The sequence below is a fragment of the Pseudarthrobacter ribosi genome (assembly GCF_055412865.1).
In genome coordinates, this window is sequence record NZ_JBVAYZ010000001.1 from 352,962 (window position 1) to 370,666 (window position 17,705).

Below are 17,705 nucleotides of genomic sequence, written 5' to 3' on the forward strand. Positions count from 1 at the left end.
CAGGGTGAAGCCCAACTCAACGTGACCTGCGGCTTCTGGGCACGTTTCTGGAGGGCCTCCCGCGGTCAGCGCCGCCGGGTCACAGCCTGTCCTACACGCCGAATTCGGCGTGCAGGCGCCCGGCTCGCACGGCCTTCTCCAGAGTCCCGTGGTCCCGTTCCGCCTGGTCGGCATAGCGGCCAGCCCAGTTGGTGACCGCCTGGTCGAAGGCGTTTCCTTTGCCCAGGTACCCGGCGATGAACGCGCTGCCGGGGCTCTGGGAATGCGCACGGGCCAGCAGTCGGCCGCAAAGCGCGCCGTACCAGACTTCCTGGCTCGGGTTGAGTTCCTCCAGCTTGAAGGATCCCTTCATGTCCCGGAACTGGCGGATGTAATAGTCTCTGGTCTGGCCGTCATTGCCCGTGACATTCGAAATCCAGCCGAGGAACGGGTCCGACTGTGCTTGCAGGATCCGCTGGGCGCCGACCACCCGGTAGCCCTGGCCATGGGTGGTCAGGGCGTGGGCCACCGAACCGGGCGGGTCGGTGATGCCCCCGTGGGTCTCGAGCACGGACCGGCCGGCTTCCTTGCCCTGGAGGAAGAGGGCTTCCCCGCCCGGGCCCTGGAGCATGAACACCCAGCAGCGCGTGCCGACGCTGCCAACGCCCACGATCCGCAGCGCGTAGTCGACCATTCTGAATTGGCTCAGCAGCAGTGCGGTGTCCGCGCGGAGGGTCCTGCGGTATGTCCCGAATAGTTCGTTCATCCGGGCCATGACCTTGACCTCTGAATGGCGGACAATCGGCGGCTGGTCCGCGATCCGCGGCTCACCAGTCGCCGTCGTGACTCCCAGATTGGACAGCACCTGCTCGGAGGTGCGTTGGCGGGCCTTCCTGACTTCCGTACTTAGCCTGGCCGGTGCCGTGGTCTTCGCCGCGACGAGGGCATCGGTTTCCACCTGGTAGTAAAAACGTTCCGCCGCGGTCAATTCGTAGAGCCGTCGCAGCGTACTGCGGTAGGACCGCACCGCAGCCTCCGTGGCGGTGCGGCACTGTTCCTCGGAATGGCCGTTGTTGCGCCCGCTCAGCCAGATGCTGGCCGCGAGCCGTTTGACGTCCCATTCCCAAGGGCCGGGGAAGGCTTCGTCGAAGTCGTTCAGGTCAAAGACCAGCCGGCGCTCCGGCGAGGCAAACAGGCCGAAGTTGGCCAGATGTGCGTCCCCGCACGCCACCACCCGATGCCCGGATACCGGCTGCGCGGACAGGTCATGCGCCATCACGGCGGCGGAGCCGCGGTAGAAGGAGAATGGCGTTTCCAGCATCCGGCCGATGCGCACCGAAACCAGGTCAGGCACCCGGGTGGCGTGCTGTTCCTCGAGGAGCCGGACAGGATCCCGTTCCTGCACGTTGAACTCTGCATGTTCACGGCGTGGCATGGTTTGCCGGGCTGCTTTACCGGCCGCCCGGGCCCGGACGATGGCACCTTGGCCGGAAATATTGGGCATATCTCAGCCAACAATGATCCAGGCGGCGGCCTGGCGGTCTGCTCTGGATAGTCCCATGATTGCTGGAGTCCTTCCCCGACTGTGGCGCTGGTACCAGCGTAACCTCCACTGCCGTTCGATTTCGGCGCCTGCACGGTCCAGCATTTGAGCAACCAGCCGATCCGCTGTTTTTCGGGTGATTGGTTTCCCGAAGCTGGCCATGGCTGAGGGCATTGCCCAGGGTTGTCGTCGCCCACCAGAGGCACCGGTCGGGGGAACGGTCTGCCCGTTCGATGTACCGGGCGCCTTCGAAAGTGTCCAGGGTGGATCTTGGGTCTGTGGCACCGAGTGTTTCCACAAGGGATAGCGCCCATTCTTCATCAAAGATTGTGACTCTGACCCGGCGCAGGAAAATCTCTGGCGGCCGGTGCGGGCAGTCCTGCGACTGTGTCAGTCTCTACTATCCTCATGGGTGCCTCAGCAGCGATCCAGTCCGTACATGGCAGGAGCATAGCCCAGGTCGTCCTGCGGCAATAGCGAACGGGCCAGAATGCCCAAAGGGTACGGGGCTGACGTAACGACCAATATCAGCACCGGGATCTAGTTCGATGGTCAACCAAGTTTCATCCACTCGGTGCCAGAGGCGGCTGTCATACTTCATGCTTCGACCGCTGTCTCGAGCGAGATAGTCACGTTCCCGTCACTGACACCTTGCGCAGCAGCCGGCTGAGGGGCTGAGATTGGGTTCCATTTCCCACACAGTAATGCTCACCACCGGACACAGTCTTGGTGCAGCGTAAGGCTGCTACGGCCAAGCCTTGTCTTCTGGGGGCACCGCTCCCTCGGTCTGAAGGCGCACTGACCACATCCCCCGGGGTGGGTAGGGAGGTCGGCAGTTGCGCGAGAGCGCCCGAAAGCTATGAGTGATACAGCGCGGCAACCCATCTCGCATTTTGGGCAAATGCCCTCTTTTGAGGGGGTAACCGGGGGAAGAAGTCTATTGAATTGTGATCTGGCGCACACGAGAGTTGAGTGCACGATCAGTCCATTTCACATCAGCTGCGTTTCACGTTGGAGAAGAACCATGTCCACATCATCCATTGCACCACCCGCAACAACATCCGGCCCCAAGATAGACAAGATGCGCAAGATCGCAGTGGCCAGTGTTATAGGAACCACCGTTGAGTGGTACGACCTGTTCCTCTTTGCCACCGCTTCTGCCCTCGTATTCAACAAGATATTCTTCCCCAGCTTTGATGCGTTGGTCGGAACAATGTTGGCGTTCGGCACCTTCGCTGCTGCCTATGTCGCCAGAATGGCGGGTGCGGCACTCTTCGGCCACTTCGGTGACCGGATGGGGCGCAAATCTATGCTCCTGACATCACTGCTGACGATGGGTGCCGCAACGTTTGCTATTGGCCTCCTGCCGGACTACGCAACGATTGGCATCGCAGCGCCGATCCTTCTGCTCGTGCTTCGAGTCGTTCAAGGACTTGCTCTGGGCGGGGAGTGGGGCGGGGCAGTCCTGATGGTGGTGGAGCATTCTCCGAAGGAGAAGCGTGGATTCTACGGTTCCTTGGTCCAGGTCGGTGTCCCCGGTGGAACGCTGATCGCCAACCTCGTGTTTCTGATCATCGCCGGAATCATGCCTGAGGAAGCCCTGCTTGCATGGGGCTGGCGGATTCCTTTCCTCGCCAGTGTCATCCTGGTTGCTGTGGGACTCTACATTCGGCTCACGCTCGAAGAGACTCCCTCATTCCAGGCCGTCAAGGACGCGGGAGCCAAAGCAAAAATGCCGCTGGCCGAACTGCTGCAAAAGTACTGGAAGCAGGTCCTTCTCGGTGCGCTGGCGACAATTTCTACCGGGACCGCGTTCAATATTCTGGTTGCGTTCGGGCTGACCTATGGCAAGACAAAACTGGGCTTTTCCACGAATGACATGCTTATTGCAGTCCTGGCGGCTTGCGCAGTGGGAATCATCATGCTCCCGATTTTCGGCAAATTGTCAGACAGGTTTGGCCGCAAGCCCATTATCGTCGGCGGGATAGTAGCCGAAATCGTCTTCGCATTCCCGCTGTTCTGGCTAATGGACACCCGTTCCCTCGCCGGCGTGGTCTTCGGATACATCCTGATGATGACGGCATTTTGTGCAAACTACGGCCCGATCGCCACATTCCTGGCCGAACTCTTCGGCTCGCGGGTCCGATACTCCGGCCTCTCTGTCGCATACATGCTCGCCGGTCTCCTTGGAAGCGCCATTACACCAGTCGCGACAACGGCCTTGTTGAACGCCACCGGCCAAGGATCCTCTGTGGCATGGTTCATGATCGGCTCGGCTGCCGTTTCCCTCGTTGCCCTGCTCCTGCTCACTGAAACCTTGCGTTCCAATATCGACGCAATCCACGAAGCGCCTTCTGAAGCTGCCGACCGCGACGAACTTGCTACCCGAGCATGATCCGGCGTATCGGAACATTAGACGGCGTCAACGCCCTGCCCAGTCCATCCCCCCAAGCCGTCGTGGCCAATGGCCTGGTGTTTACCTCAGGACAGGTACCGCTGCGCACCGGCCCGGACGAGGAGTATCGGAACTTCGCCGACGACGTACGACTGGTGCTCGCAAACCTCTCGGCAACTCTCGAAGCGTCGGGATCCAGCCTGAATCACGCACTGAAAATCACTACGTTCCTCACGGATCCACGGCTGGCCGAATACAACGAGATCTACGCGGACGTATTCGGCGATAACCTTCCGGCCAGAACGACCGTTATGGTGTCCGAAAGCAAATACAGCATCGAAATCCATTGCATAGCGGCGGTGGTGGACGGCCAAAAGCCACAGCTAATTCGCCGCATCGCCAACGCGCCCGGGATGGCTCCGGTCTTGGGACCCTATTCCCAGGCTGTCGTCGCAAACGGAATGGTCTTCACATCAGGCCAGATCCCGGCGCGAACCAGCATGCAGGACCAGCCGGAGGACTTCGCCGGACAAGTCCGCCAGACCCTGACTAATCTGGAAGCCATCCTCCACGAGGCGGGCTCTGATCTTGCCCACGTCGCGAAGGTCACCACCTACTTGACGGACCCGGAACAGTTGGCTGAATACAACGGGGTGTACGCCGAGGTTTTCGGGTCAACGCTGCCAGCACGTACTTCATGCTGCGTCGGCATTTGGGACATTGCGCTGGAGATCGAGTGCATCGCGTTGGTAGTGGACGGACCGCCGGAGGACCCAATTTCGCAAGAGCCAAGAATCGGCTCCGATATCCGGGAAGCGGTACAGACATGCTAAAGCGGCTGGCTACATTTCCAGGTATGGCGGCCTCGGTGGGACCGTTCTCCCAAGCGGTGATTGCACGTGGATTTGTCTTCACCACAGGCCAGATTCCACTGATCGCTGGGACGGACGATCGGCCAGCGGACTATGAAGGGAAAGTCCGTCAGGTCCTGACGAATCTCCGAACCGTTCTTGAAGGGGCAGGCTCAAGCCTTGACCACGTCGTCAACGCGACCGTTTACATATCCGACCAGAATCACGACGAGGAGTATCGCCGCATCTACGCTGATGTTTTCGGTTCCCGCGCACCCGCACTCACCTCGATCTGTGTGGGGATCTGGGATTTCTCCTTCGAGATTCAGTGCATAGCTGTGATGAAGGAGGGCGGCAGCTCATGAACGGAACAGTTCGTCTGACCGAGGCTCTGGATGCTGAGCTGGTAAACCGGCTCCAGTCCGTAAGCTTTCCCACGATCGGGCATTTCCTCGAGGAAGGCTTCCTCGATTCGGGCGTCCGTTCGATGCTCGCGAACGTTCACCTAGTTGGCCGAGCAGTGACCGTTCGCATTACCAATGCCGATGCCTTCGCCACGAACCGGGCGCTGGCGCTTCTGGAACCTGGCGATGTTCTTGTCATCGAAACAGGGCATGACACCACTCATGCACCGGTGGGTGCTGTCACCGCGTGTGCGGCCCAATGCGCCGGTGCCGCAGGCATTGTTGTGGACGGAGTGGTGACCGACATCGTGGAACTCCGGAGCGCAGGGCTTCCGGTTTTCGCCCGCGGAACCAGTGTCCTCACGGCTAAGCGCAAACTCGATGCCAACAGTGCGGTGAATGTTCCTGTGCTGTGCGGCGGGGTGACTGTGAACCCCGGCGACGTGGTGATGGCCGACGACAACGGTGTCCTGGTGCTCTCGCCGGAGGACGCCGCTGCCATTGTTGACCTAGCCCTGGCAACGGACCGTGCTGAGCCGGACATTCTGAGACGTCTGCGTTCGGGAGAGGCCATCGACGCGGTTCTTCCCGGCGGCACGGAATAAGCCCCAGGAACATCGCGCTGAAACGCGAAGCGCCCGACCGGTAAATCCAGTCGGGCGCTTCGTCGTGATCTCCAGCGCTCAATGGTGGCAATTCCGCGATGAACGATGGCGTCGCTCAGGGCGCCGAACCAGCCCCTAACTCCGTGGTGCCTGGGCCTTCATGGTGTCGACGATCGGCCGGAGCAGGGTCGGCGAGGTCCGCGGCGCGGCCGTTGAGGACGTGGTCGAAGATCTGGCTCCGGAGGCGAGCCGAAGGTTGCGAGGCTGAGATAGGGCAAGGGGAGCATTCGGTCCGGTTCGCGCGGAAGCATCAGCAGGATCCCGGCTCGAAGCGGCCTATGCCCGCGCCGCGGCGACGTTGCGGGTCGATGAGCGTCGGCAGGTACTCCATCAGGGCGGGGCAGCTGCAGTTCGAGTACATTGAAGCCTTCCGGACCGAGTGGGCCGAGTTCGGTTGTGGATGGAACCGCAGGTGTCCGTCTCGCGCAGCATCTCCCCGATCTCCGACGATTTCAGCTGCCCCTGCTTCGGTGCCGTGCACGGCGGCGAGGGGGTAGGTCAGGTCGAGGGCTTCACGTTCCGTTTCGGCCCGCAGTTCGTTGGGACGCTAGACGAGCTGGGGTGGAACGCCCCGGACGCGATCCCGCAGACGGCCTGACCATGTCATACGTTGCCGGCTACCCCTCGAGCGCAAGCGTCTTGCGCCAGCGTCCGGCGTCTACTTGGCCCTCATCGGCATGCCCGGGCCGAGAGCGGTAGGGGAACAGCGAAGCGGCTTTAGAGCCGTGCAAGCACTGGGGCGAGCCGGTGGATGCCCTCGGTGATGAGGCCGGGGCTGAGCGCGCTGAACGCCAGGCGCAGCTGATGCGACGGTGCGGTGCTCGGCGAAAACGCGGCGCCCGGGAAGAACACCACACCGGCGTCCACAGCCGTCGTGATGAGCGCCTCGGTATCCACCGAGCCAGGCAACGTGAGCCAGGTGAAGAAGCCGCCTTCCGGCCTGGTCCAGGTCACGCCGTCGGGCATGGTCTCCGAGAGGGCCGAAAGGGCCGCGTCGCTGCGGAGCCGATAGGCAGCACGGGCGACATCGAGCTGGCCTTGCCAGTCGTAGTCACGGAGATAGGCGGAGGTGAGCATCTGGTTGAACGCCGGTGGGCACAGCGTGCTCGATTCCCCGCTGACGAGGAAGCGTTGCTTCAGGTGGGGCGGAACCAGCGCCCAGCCAAGCCTGAGGCCGGGAGCGAAGATCTTAGAGAAGGAACTCAGATAGATGACATCCTGCGGATTAGCCGCGCGCAGTGCGGGCAGGGCATCCCCGCGGTACCGGAGCAGTCCATAGGGGTTGTCCTCCACCACGAGGATGTTGGCGTCCCGGCAGATGTCCACTACCTGCTGCCGCCGCTCCACGCTGAGCGTCACACCTGTTGGATTGTTGAAGTTGGGAATCGTGTAGAGGAACTTGATGCGCTTCCCCACTCCGCGCAACGCATGGATGCGTTCCTGCAGAGCCTCCGGGATCAGTCCGTCGGAGTCCGTTAGGACCGGCTGGACGTCAACTTCGTACACGGAAAACGTGCCCAGGGCCCCCATATACGTGGCGTCATCCGTCAACACCGTGTCCCCCGGATCGCAAAGAATCTTCGTCACAGTGTCAAGGCCGGACTGGGATCCGATGGTCACGGAAACGTCGTCGGGGTCGGCGTCCGTGATGCCTTCAAGGGACATGATCGAGCAGATCTGCGATCGCAGTTCCTCGGTTCCCTGCCCGGCTCCGTACTGTAGCGCCTGGGAACCCAGGTCGGCGATAATGGCAGCCGCCGTCTCGCCAAGGGCAGTCAGAGGCAGTGAACCGACGTCCGGATTGCCGCCAGCCAGCGAAATAATCCCTGGCCGCGCGGCGACAGCAAAAATGTTCCGCACCGCCAGGGATGGGGTGTTCGCCGACCGCCGCGCCCACAGCTCCGTGTGGCGCGGGCGGACGGACAGTACGTCCGGCTCCGTCGCGGTCACGGCCTGAGGTTCCCCTCGGCGGAAACAGGCTCCAGGTCTCCGTTGCAGAGCCTGCTGGCCACCTCCGTCAGCATCGTCAGACCTGCGACGATATCCTCATCTGTGGTGTATTCGTGCTCATTATGGGAGATTCCGTCCACGCTGGGCACAAACAGCATCACGGTGGGGACGATGTCCTTCATATTCGTGGAGTCGTGCCCGGCCAGGGTCATCACCTGTTTGTTGGACAGCCCGAGGTCGGCCGCCACCTTGCCCGCCAGCTCCACGCCCTCGGGCTGGTAAGGCGTGACCGGCCAGGAGTGGGAGTGGTGGCGTTCCACAGTGACGTTTGCCAGCCGTTCGATCTCGGTGATCCGCTGATGCAGGAGGGCGTCGGCCTCTGACAGGACAGACTCGTCAGCGCTGCGCAGATCCAGCAACAGGCTGACGCGGGATGGCACCACCACAGGGGAGTTCGGGTAAACGGTGAGTTGGCCCACTGAGGTATGCAAAACGCCAGGGAACTTATCTGCCAGTTGGCGGGCTGCGACCACCATCATGGAGCCGCCCAGGAGAGCATCCTTGCGGTCCGCGATGACGGTGGATCCGGTGTGCGCCTGCTCACCGTGCACCACAAACTCGTACTTGTTGGCCGCCCAGTTGGAATGCACCAGCCCGATCGTGATGCCTTCCCGTTCCATGCTGCGGCCCTGCTCGATGTGGATCTCTGCGCAGAACGCAGCCTCGGGGCCCTCATACTCTCCGCGGCAGCCGATGGCGTCCAGGGCCTCACGAACGCTCACTCCGCCGGCATCCTTCGTGGCCAGGGCTGTTTCCAGGTCAAGCTTGCCGGTGTAGACGGACGAGCCCATCATGGACGGCTTGAAGCGGGAGCCTTCTTCGTTGAACCAGTTGACTACTGCGATGTTGAACCGGGGCTGGCTGCCAGGCCCGGCGGAGCCCCATTTCGCCTTGAGGCGGAACGCCGCGTAGGCAGCTGCGAGGACGCCGTATGCGCCGTCGTAACGCCCCGCCGTCGGCTGTGAATCCATGTGCGAACCCACCACCACGTACGGTGCGCCCGGAACTACGTCGTAGAGGCCCCACTGGTTTCCGGCGCGATCAAACCGTACGGTGAAGCCGCGGCTCTCGAGGAGACCCGCAAGCCAGCGGCGCTGCTCGCCGTCCGGCGCGCTTGCCGCCTGTCGGTCCACACCACCGTTCTCGGTTGAGCCAAACTGGCTCATGGTCCGGAAGTCCCGGATGAACGCGGCATCCCCGGTGCTGAAAGCTGTTGTGGTGGTCAAGGTATACCCCTATGAATTCTCTGATGGGCTGTGCTGCAGAACCTTTGGCGTACCGTCGGTCCATTGCAGGCCAGGTGTTAGATGAGTGAACGTGCCGCCGACGGAAGTGGCGAGCACTTGGAGCCCGGAGATATCGTCGACGGCGAGCGGAGAGCCGGACAGCACAGCGAAGTCTGCCAGTTTCCCGGCGGTCAGTGCGCCCTTGATGTGGGACGTGCCAGTGGCCGCGGCGGCTCCGGTGGTATAGGCCGCGAGTGCTTGGATCGGCGTCAGCCGCTCATCCGGATTCCCGAAGACCTTTCCGGTAGAGGTGCGCCGGTCCACGAATGCCTGCATCCCGCGGAGTACGTTGCCGTCTGCCACCGGACGGTCCGAGCTGCCGGCAACGGTCACTCCGGCCTCCAGAAAGGATGCCGCCCGGTAGGCCCAGCCCAGCCGTTCCTGGCCCAGCGAGGCTGTCATGCCGTCGCCGCCGTCGGCGAAGAAGCTGGCCTGCGGGGTGACGGCGATTCCTGCCTCCGCGATCCGGGCCACCTGTTCAGGCCTGGTGATGGACGCGTGCTCGATCCGGTTGGGCACGGTCCGCGGCCCGTATTTTTCCGCGCACTCCGTGATGATGTCAATCGCCAGATCCACAGCCCGGTCCCCGATGGCATGGGCGGCCACGGACCAGCCCGCCGCGTAGGCGGCTTCGATCCGGTTCCGCAACGCTCCCGGATCGGCCTGGAAATACCCGGTGTTGCTGCTGTTGTCGGTGTGTCCGTGGCTGCAGTAGGCCTCGCTGACGGCGGCCGTTTCGCCCAACAGCGAGCCGTCCAGAAAAACTTTGGCCGGCCCAAGGGACAGGAATTCGTTGCCAAACCCGCTGTATATGCCCAAATCAAGGCCTGCCGCGCCAGCCGAATCTGCGCCATGCCCATCCAGTGGGTGGAGGGCATCCAGGACCGGCATGAGCTGTGCACGTGCGTGGAGCCGGCCGTTTGCCATAGCGCGCTGGTAGGCGGCCAGTTCCACGGGGCTGTGTCCGATCCACCCGCCGCCGATTCCGGCTTCGGTGAAGCTGGTGATTCCTTCCGACGCGTAGTACCGGGTTCCACGGTCCAGCGCGGCTTCGATGCCATCCACCGTATAGGGCAGGATCAGCTGTTGGATCAGCTGCTGCGCCGTCTCCTGAACCAGCCCCGTGGGCAGACCGGCGGCGTCCCGGACTATCACCCCGCCGTCGGGGTTGGCGAACGACGGTGACTCGGCACCTGCCAGCCGCAGCGCCGCGGTGTTGACCACGGCCATGTGCCCCGAGTTGTGGCGGATAAACAATGGCCGGTTCCCGGTGATCTGATCCAGCACGGCGATGTCCGGAAACTTGCCTCCGTGCTGTGTCTGGCTGAAACCGGTGGCCATGAGCCATCCTGACTGCTGATCCGGCGTCTTCTCCTCGCCGGTGGCGCCAACCGTAGCCATGTCAGCCTCCAGCAGGGCATACAGCTGGTCCAGGCCGCGGGCGTCAGCAACGTCCACTTCTGCCAGCCCCAGGCCGAACCAGGTGGTGTGGCAGTGGGCGTCGATGAAGCCGGGAGTCACCGTAGCGCCGTGGAGGTCCAGGACCTTAACGGCGTCCAGCCCGTACAGGTCTTCGTCGAGCCCGACGACGCGGCCCTGCCAGATGCCCAACGAGGTGGCGTGCGGGCGCCGCTCGTCCATGGTGATGATGTCCGCATTGCACAGCAGCAGATCGAGTTTCATGGTTTACCTAGCGTGGGTTCAGCGGTGGGAGGTGGTGACGGACTTGATGCGTGTGTAGTCTTCGAGCCCGAAGACGGAAAGGTCCTTGCCGGTGCCGGAGTGCTTGAATCCGCCGTGCGGGGCCTCGGCCGGAATCACCTGGTGGCAGTTGATCCAGACGGTGCCAAAGTCCAGCTCATTGGAGACCCGGGTGACCACTCCGTGGTTGTTGGACCAGACGCTGGACGCCAGGGCGTACTTGGTGCCATTGGCCAGCTCCAGTGCTTCTTCCTCGGTGCGGAAGGGTTGGACGGTGACGACGGGGCCGAAGATCTCATCGCACACCACCTCGTCGTTTTGGAAGACGCCATCGATTACCGTCGGGGCGAAGTGGTAACCGGTACCCGTGCGCTTGCCGCCGGCGAGGACCTTGGCGTTGGCCGGCAGCCGCGACATAAAGCCCTCCACCTGATCCAGCTGGGCGGCACTGTTAAGCGGTCCGAGGTCGGCACTGTCACCGCCCACCTGAAGCGCGGTAGCGGCGTCGGCGAGGGCGGCTGCGAACTCGGTGTGGATGGTTTCGTGCACCAGTACGCGGGTCACGGCGGTGCAGTCCTGCCCGGCGTTGAAGAACGCACTGAGCGCGATCTCCTTGGCGGTCAGCGCGATGTCGATGTCGGCGAAAACTATCGCCGGGGCCTTGCCGCCGAGTTCCAGATGGACGTCCTTGAGCGTTTTCGAGGCCGCGGACATGACCTGCGCCCCGGCGCGGGTCGAACCGGTGATGGACACCATTTCCGGGATCTCGTGGTCCACCATGGCCGCGCCGGTTGCGCGGCCGCCGCAGAGGATGTTCACCACCCCTGCAGGGTAGGCCTCCTGTGCCAGCTCACCCAGGATCACTGTGGACCAGGGCGTGGTATCGGCCGGCTTGAGCACCAGCGTGTTGCCCGCAGCCAGGGCCGGCCCGATCTTCCAGATGGCCATCATGAACGGGTAATTCCAGGGAGTAATCTGGGCGACCACTCCCAGTGGTTCCCGGCGGACCGTCGAGGAGAATCCCCTCACGTATTCGGTCTGTGCCGTACCGGATACCACCCGGCACGCACCGGCGAAGAAGCGGAGCTGGTCCGCGCCCCTTAGGATTTCGATCTCCCTGGTGATCTGCCGGGGCTTTCCGGTACAGGCGACTTCCGCCTCCAACAGCCGGTCGGCGTTGGCCTCGATCAGGTCAGCCAGTTTGAGCATCATCGCCTGGCGTTCGGCCGGGGTGGTCCGCTTGTAGCCCGTGAACGCCGTGTGCGCGGCCTGGAAGGCACTGTCCACGGTGGCTGAGTCGCTGTCGGGTGCGCTGCCGAGCTGGGCACCGGTGGCCGGATCGAAGAAAGGCAAGGAGGCCGCTGCCGGAACGGACTGGCCATTAATGATGTTGTTCAGGGTGATCATGGAATACTCCGGTCAGTTGCTGGCGGTCTGGGGCGAGCGGGTGGCTGGGTCCTGCGGCAGGTGCAAGACGGCGGGAAGCCCGGAATCGGCTGCCCGCCGGAACGCGGCAGCGAAGTCTTCTGCCCGATCCACCCGTTCGCCGTAACCGCCGTAGGAGCGGGCCAAGGCGGCGAAGTCAGGATTGGTCATGTGCGTACCGGAAGGGCGGCCGGGGTAGTGGTTTTCCTGGTGCTCCCGGATGGTGGCGAAGATTCCGTTATCCACCACGAGGGCGATAAACCGTGCTCCGTGGCCCATTGCCGTGGCGATCTCCTGCCCGTTCATCATGAAACAGCCGTCGCCTGCCACGGAGATGACCTGGCGGCCCGGGTACGCCAGGGACGCGGCCACGGCTGCGGGGATTCCCATGCCCATGGCGCCGTTGCGGGGTGCAGCCAGTGAGTTCGCGGAGTTGTGCTTGAGGTAGCGGGCCGGCCAGAGCGAGTGGTTCCCTGCCCCGTACGTGATGACGGCGTCGTCGTCCATTTCCTGTTTCAGGATTTCCATCACGACGGCGAGGTCCACGCCCGTGCCTCCGTCCGGCTGGGCGGTGGAGAACTTTTCGTAGTCGGCGCGGGCTTCGGCCAGCCAGCCAGCGGCCGGCTTCACCTCGGAGGCGGTCCCGGCGAGGACCGTTGCGAAGGACGCGACGTGGGCGGGGATGTGCTGATCCAACCGGCCGAAATGACCCAGCAGGTCGGCGTCGGCGTTGACGACGACGGTTACCGCATCGAGACCACGCCGGTAGCCGTCGGAGAGCACATCGGCGCGGACGCAGCCGACGAAGACCAGGAGATCGGCCTCGTCCAACCGTGCCGCGTTGGCGTCACTGCGGGCGTAGCCCAAGTACCCAGCGTAGGCACCGCTATGGTGCGGAACGGCGTCGTAGGCGCGGAAATCAGCCAGGATAGGAACGCCGTGGCGTTCTGCCCAGCCAGCCAGCGCCTCGGAAGACGACTGATCCCAACCCTCGCCGCCGACCACAACAAGCGGATTGTTCGATGCTGTTAGGCGCTGTTCCATCGCAGCCAGATCCGCCGCGGTCGGCTCGGACCGGGCCACCGCCCTGGGCTCCACAGTCCCGGAGTCGATGGCGTGGACCAGGATGTCCTCGGGGAGTCCGATGACCACCGGCCCGGGGCGGCCGCTCAAGGCAGTGAAGATGGCGTCGTCAACCACGCGCGCGGCGGAAGCGGCGTCGTCGAGCGTCACCACTTTCTTGGCGGTGCTGCCGAACCACGCATTGATGTCGAACTCCTGGAAGGACTCCCGGCCGCGGTCCGCAACCGGGATCAGGCCCACAAAGAGGATCAATGGGGTGGCGTCCTGGTGTGCGGTGTGGACAGCGATGAACGCGTTCGCGGCGCCAGGGCCACGGGTCACCATCGCCACGCCGGGCAGCTCAGTGAGCCGGCCCTCGGTGAGGGCCATGAAACCCGCGCCGCCTTCATGCCGGGTCACCACGGTTTCAACGGAGGAGCCGTGCAGGCCGTCCAGGACATCCAGGAAGCTTTCGCCGGGGACACCGTAGACCCTCTTGATGCCGGCCTTTTCGAGTTGCGCAACGATCAGGTGTCCAGCGGTGGTTTGGGTGCTCAATGCTTCATTCCTTCTTCTTCGATGCTGAGTGCCGGCAGGAAGATGCCGGACAATGCGGTCATGATGGAAACCACCAGGAGTATGATCGCGCCAGGCCAGAATGAGTTGCCGTTGGCGGCAACCAGTGCGGTGGCAATCAGCGGCACGAAGCCGGAAATCACGCCAGCGCCGTTGGAGGTGATAGCTACCCCGGTGTAACGGACCTTGGTGGCGAAGAGCGAGGTCAGCGCGGTGCCGGAGACGGCGTAAGGGATAGACAGTGTGCACACGCCGACTATCATGGCCAGGATCACCAGGACCGGGTTGGCTGTGTCGATGGCGAGGAAGACGGGTACAGCGACGACGGCCGAGGCGATGCCGCCCCAGAGGATGACCTTGCTGGCGCCGTACTTCTCACCCATCCGTCCGGCCCAGATGATGACGAAGATCTCGAAGACCGCGGCGAGGAGCGCGCCCATGAGGAGGGTTTCGTACTGCATCTTGAGGACCTTGGTGCCGTAGAAGACCACAAAGCTGGTGATGAGGTAGAAGCCCCCGATGCCGAGGAGTGCAGAGCACCCGCCGACCAGGATCTGGCGCCAACTATTCGTCAGGACACCTCGGATGGGTGCGTGTTCCGTCTCGCCGGACTCCATCAAGGCTTCGAATTCAGGGGATTCGCTGAGCTTGCTGCGGATCCACATCGAGATGGCCAGCAGGGGGATGGCCGCGATAAACGGGATGCGCCAGCCCCAGGCATCGAAGTTGGTCTGCCCAACGAGGTAGAGCATGCCAAAAAAGCCGCCCGAGGACAGGATGGTGCCGATCGGGGAACCGATCTGGGGCAGGGCGGCGTAGCGGGCACGCTTCTCCACCGGGGCATTCTCGACGGCGATAATCACCGCACCACTCCACTCGCCGCCCACGGCGAGTCCCTGCAGGATCCGCAGCGCCACCAGGATGATGGGGGCCGCGACGCCGATGGTCGCATAGTTCGGCAGCAGACCGATCAGGCCAGTTACAACGCCGATCCCGACGATAGTGATCATCAGGATCTTCTTGCGTCCCACCTTGTCGCCCAGGGCTCCGAAGATGAACCCACCGATGGGGCGGGCCACGAAGCCCACGGCAAGGGTGGCGAAGGAACTCATGGCCGCGACGAACGGATCCGCCGAAACAAAGTACTGGGCGTTGAACACCAGGGCGGCAGCCGTGGTGAAGAGGAAGAAGTCGTACCATTCCAGGGCGGTGCCCACCAGGGCTGCCAGGGCCACTTTTTTCGTCACGCGCTCGTCTACAACGCGGAGTACTGGTGGTCCGAGACCTGTTGCGGGGCTGCTGGTTGCCATGCTCACTCCAATGACGGATGCTAGTGCGGATTGCTCCCGGCGGCCGAGGCCGGAAGCGGTGTGACGGGTCTCACCTGACTCAATTGTCTCAGTAGATTTGCTCAAACTGGTTAGCTAGCGGCAACCGAAATCGATCTGTATGGTGTGTAAATGCACAATCTTGATAATTCTGCAGTCTCCCGGAGATGGTCCGAGCTCGTGGAACTGCTTCACGACCGGGTCGACACGTTGGCAAAAAAATTCATCAGCCAGGTCCGGGAGATCCCGGAATATGGCGAGTCAACGGTTGAGACCGAAGAGATCATGCAGACGGCCCGGGAAACCTTCCACAGGCTGGTGAACGGCCTTAGGAACGGTGGCAGCGCTGAGCCCGGGGCGGACTATGACGGCGACATTTCTGCGTCTCTGGGCGCCAAACGCGCAAGGGCCGGGATTCCAGCCGAAGCGCTGGTCTCTGCCGTCCGCCTGGACTTCACCATCCTTTGGGCAGAACTGCTGGCTATTGCCACTCCAGAAGATGCGCCCCTGTTGACCGCCCGGGTGGATCAAGTGTGGCGGGTTGTCGACGAGTTCGCCGTCCGCACGCATACGAGTTACCTCAATGAACGGGTGCGGATGGCTCAGGAGGAGTCCAGCATCCAGAACGAGTTCATTGCCAGACTCTTCAGTGTCGTGAGTCCCTCTGCGGAGACCGCCGGCCAGGTCGCAGACGCGTTGGGGGTCTCAGTCGATGCTCGTTTTGGGCTCGTCGCAGCCAGTGGGAGCGCCGCCGCCCAACTGCGGGCGGCCCAGGTAAAGGCCGCGGCCAAGCGCAATCTAAGACTTTTTCTCCGGGAATCGGGCGACATGGCCTATGTCTTCTGGCCCGTGGCAGCGCCACGAACGGGAGAAGTAAGGGCAGTTATCTCAACGGTGCCCCAGGTATTTGCAGACATCCCTTGCGGCGTAGCCGAAGCGAACGGCCTGCGCGCACTGCCCAAAACCGCGCGGACTGCTTCAAGTTTGGCGGCCCTCCTGCAGCCCGCGGATACCGGACCACTGTCGGCCAACCATGCGTGGCCCAGGCTTGCCAAGCGGCAACTCGCGGAAGCCGGGCTGGACCTTGTGGAAGAGCTTGACGCTGCGCTTGACCCATGCCGTGGCGTGGAACGGGAAAGACTCACGGAGGCGGCGCGGCACTTTCTTCAAACGGGCAGCGTGACGCTCACCGCGGAAAAGCTATTTTGCCACCGGAACACGGTCCTCAACAGGCTCAACCGGTTTCAGGAGCTAACCGGAATTGACCTCACAGTCCCGGAGCAGGCTGCCCGGCTTGTTGTGGCGTGGGCATGACACATGTTGGCACCTGACAGAAACGGACGACGGCGGGAGGTCCCGGCGTCGTCCGCTTCCGATTTTTGGTGCGCGAGTGGTCAGCGCGGAGTTCGGAATACGCCCGCGATGAGAAAGGAGGGTGGGCTGCAAGCAGATTTGGATAAACCCCACCGACCACTCGCTGCGGCAACGGACCCCTAAGCAACGGCGCAAGCAGAGCCTGGGTGCCCCACTTCTGCAAGGGCGTCCAGTGAGTGTCGGTCATGCCGCTACGTACCCGTTGCCTATGAGATGTGCGGAAAAGTGGAACGAACAGGCATGACCCATGTTGACTCCCAAACGGTGCAATGCCACCTCGGTCGGTGTCCTTCAGCTTCGGCGACGGTGACCTCGCTGAGGCCGATATGACGGATCTTGCCTTCGTCCTGAAGAGCCTAGAGTTCGCCGATCTGATCCTCGAAGGGGACTTCTGTGTCGATGCGGTGCAGCTGGAGGAGGTCGATGCGATCAATCCCGAGGTGTCGCAGTTCCATTTCGACCTGCTGGCGCAGGTTGGAAGGGACGCCGGTCGGGGTCCACCGTTCGGGGCCCTGGCGGGTCTGGCCGACTTTCGTTGCGATGACGATGTCGTCGGCGTAGGGATGCAGAGCGTCACGGAGTATTCTCGATATCCTTCTGGATTTCCTCAGGCGCAGAAATCTCTCGCAGAGCATCAGAGCACGTACCCCGGGACGAAGGGCAGCGTAAACAGCTGATCCTCGCTGCATCCGGTGTTGCCGGCGCTGTGGCCGTCGCCTTGATCTGGCGCACCTACACCCGGTCCTCAAGGACAGGGTCCGCCCGGGGACCCGAGCCGTACCTGCGGCACGGGCATCAGCTCAGGACAGGAAAACCCCGGCGTGCTGGCTCCGGGACGGCAGCCCGCGCTAAATCACCCGCCGGCCGTAAATTACTGGCCTGGTAACAAAGAGAGCCTGCCTGCAGGTCCGGGCACCATGCTGTGGAACCTGGGCGTCCCCGCTGCGCACCTTGAAACGCGCAGGCACCCGGACCGGACGGCTGCCGATGCGTTGTCAAGAACGACGTCGACATAGCGATATACGTCGGATATCTGCCCCCCGGCGTCGGGAACCAAGGGAGACAGTCTTGCCGGGCCGAGCCGAAGGTCGAACCAGCCAACGAGG

General features: G+C 63.2%; 14 protein-coding genes. 6 read left to right on the forward strand and 8 right to left on the reverse strand.

Going from position 1 to position 17,705, the window contains the following annotated elements; translation table 11 throughout:
* Positions 1-91: 91 nt before the first annotated feature.
* On the reverse strand, positions 92-1,414 hold the full coding sequence (locus ACZYZ5_RS01550) for a DUF2252 domain-containing protein (RefSeq protein WP_463898685.1): 1,323 nt from the start codon (positions 1,412-1,414) through the stop codon (positions 92-94).
* Positions 1,415-2,546: 1,132 nt separating this feature from the next.
* On the opposite strand from ACZYZ5_RS01550, the gene ACZYZ5_RS01555 reads away from it, so the two are divergent.
* From ACZYZ5_RS01555 to ACZYZ5_RS01575, 5 genes are all read left to right on the forward strand, one after another.
* Positions 2,547-3,917, forward strand: coding sequence for an MFS transporter (locus tag ACZYZ5_RS01555; RefSeq protein ID WP_463898686.1), 1,371 nt, complete (start codon positions 2,547-2,549; stop codon positions 3,915-3,917).
* A complete protein-coding gene (locus ACZYZ5_RS01560; protein ID WP_463898687.1) occupies positions 3,914-4,750 on the forward strand; it encodes a RidA family protein in 837 nt (278 codons plus the stop codon). Before ACZYZ5_RS01555 ends, ACZYZ5_RS01560 begins: the two co-directional genes overlap by 4 nt.
* 23 nt (positions 4,751-4,773) lie before the next feature.
* A complete protein-coding gene (locus ACZYZ5_RS01565) occupies positions 4,774-5,133 on the forward strand; it encodes a RidA family protein (RefSeq protein WP_463898689.1) in 360 nt (119 codons plus the stop codon).
* Complete coding sequence (locus ACZYZ5_RS01570; protein ID WP_463898691.1) at positions 5,130-5,777, forward strand: RraA family protein; 648 nt, start codon at positions 5,130-5,132, stop codon at positions 5,775-5,777. Before ACZYZ5_RS01565 ends, ACZYZ5_RS01570 begins: the two co-directional genes overlap by 4 nt.
* 472 nt (positions 5,778-6,249) lie before the next feature.
* Positions 6,250-6,435 (forward strand): hypothetical protein, encoded by a 186-nt coding sequence (locus tag ACZYZ5_RS01575; RefSeq protein ID WP_463898692.1) that lies wholly within the window; start codon positions 6,250-6,252, stop codon positions 6,433-6,435.
* Positions 6,436-6,554: 119 nt separating this feature from the next.
* Here the strand turns inward: ACZYZ5_RS01575 and ACZYZ5_RS01580 are convergent, their stop codons facing one another.
* Genes ACZYZ5_RS01580 through ACZYZ5_RS01605 form a run of 6 tightly spaced genes read right to left on the reverse strand, consistent with a single transcriptional unit; the run spans position 6,555 to position 15,207 of the window.
* On the reverse strand, positions 6,555-7,787 hold the full coding sequence (locus ACZYZ5_RS01580; protein WP_463898693.1) for an aminotransferase-like domain-containing protein: 1,233 nt from the start codon (positions 7,785-7,787) through the stop codon (positions 6,555-6,557).
* Entirely contained in the window at positions 7,784-9,073 is a 1,290-nt protein-coding gene (locus tag ACZYZ5_RS01585; RefSeq protein ID WP_463898694.1) for a M20 family metallo-hydrolase, read from the reverse strand. The genes ACZYZ5_RS01580 and ACZYZ5_RS01585 overlap by 4 nt, the downstream gene beginning before the upstream one ends.
* 9 nt (positions 9,074-9,082) lie before the next feature.
* On the reverse strand, positions 9,083-10,816 hold the full coding sequence (locus tag ACZYZ5_RS01590; RefSeq protein ID WP_463898695.1) for an amidohydrolase: 1,734 nt from the start codon (positions 10,814-10,816) through the stop codon (positions 9,083-9,085).
* An 18-nt stretch (positions 10,817-10,834) separates the two neighbouring features.
* Positions 10,835-12,241: a gamma-aminobutyraldehyde dehydrogenase gene (locus tag ACZYZ5_RS01595; protein WP_463898696.1), complete on the reverse strand. Its 1,407-nt coding sequence runs from the start codon at positions 12,239-12,241 to the stop codon at positions 10,835-10,837.
* Positions 12,242-12,253: 12 nt separating this feature from the next.
* Positions 12,254-13,879: a thiamine pyrophosphate-dependent enzyme gene (locus tag ACZYZ5_RS01600; RefSeq protein ID WP_463898697.1), complete on the reverse strand. Its 1,626-nt coding sequence runs from the start codon at positions 13,877-13,879 to the stop codon at positions 12,254-12,256.
* On the reverse strand, positions 13,876-15,207 hold the full coding sequence (locus ACZYZ5_RS01605; RefSeq protein WP_463898699.1) for an MFS transporter: 1,332 nt from the start codon (positions 15,205-15,207) through the stop codon (positions 13,876-13,878). The genes ACZYZ5_RS01600 and ACZYZ5_RS01605 overlap by 4 nt, the downstream gene beginning before the upstream one ends.
* 198 nt (positions 15,208-15,405) lie before the next feature.
* On the opposite strand from ACZYZ5_RS01605, the gene ACZYZ5_RS01610 reads away from it, so the two are divergent.
* Positions 15,406-16,539: a PucR family transcriptional regulator gene (locus ACZYZ5_RS01610; protein WP_463898700.1), complete on the forward strand. Its 1,134-nt coding sequence runs from the start codon at positions 15,406-15,408 to the stop codon at positions 16,537-16,539.
* Positions 16,540-16,955: 416 nt separating this feature from the next.
* Here the strand turns inward: ACZYZ5_RS01610 and ACZYZ5_RS01615 are convergent, their stop codons facing one another.
* Positions 16,956-17,288 (reverse strand): aldo/keto reductase, encoded by a 333-nt coding sequence (locus ACZYZ5_RS01615; RefSeq protein WP_463898701.1) that lies wholly within the window; start codon positions 17,286-17,288, stop codon positions 16,956-16,958.
* Positions 17,289-17,705 lie beyond the last annotated feature (417 nt).

What these genes read in the sequence shown, in the direction of transcription:
- ACZYZ5_RS01550 (WP_463898685.1), bottom strand. Translation starts at nt 1,414, where the DNA reads ATGCCACGCCGTGAACATGCAGAGTTCAACGTGCAGGAACGGGATCCT.
- ACZYZ5_RS01555 (WP_463898686.1), top strand. Translation starts at nt 2,547, where the DNA reads ATGTCCACATCATCCATTGCACCACCCGCAACAACATCCGGCCCCAAG.
- ACZYZ5_RS01560 (WP_463898687.1), top strand. Translation starts at nt 3,914, where the DNA reads ATGATCCGGCGTATCGGAACATTAGACGGCGTCAACGCCCTGCCCAGT.
- ACZYZ5_RS01565 (WP_463898689.1), top strand. Translation starts at nt 4,774, where the DNA reads ATGGCGGCCTCGGTGGGACCGTTCTCCCAAGCGGTGATTGCACGTGGA.
- ACZYZ5_RS01570 (WP_463898691.1), top strand. Translation starts at nt 5,130, where the DNA reads ATGAACGGAACAGTTCGTCTGACCGAGGCTCTGGATGCTGAGCTGGTA.
- ACZYZ5_RS01590 (WP_463898695.1), bottom strand. Translation starts at nt 10,816, where the DNA reads ATGAAACTCGATCTGCTGCTGTGCAATGCGGACATCATCACCATGGAC.
- ACZYZ5_RS01595 (WP_463898696.1), bottom strand. Translation starts at nt 12,241, where the DNA reads ATGATCACCCTGAACAACATCATTAATGGCCAGTCCGTTCCGGCAGCG.
- ACZYZ5_RS01605 (WP_463898699.1), bottom strand. Translation starts at nt 15,207, where the DNA reads ATGGCAACCAGCAGCCCCGCAACAGGTCTCGGACCACCAGTACTCCGC.
- ACZYZ5_RS01615 (WP_463898701.1), bottom strand. Translation starts at nt 17,288, where the DNA reads ATGCAGCGAGGATCAGCTGTTTACGCTGCCCTTCGTCCCGGGGTACGT.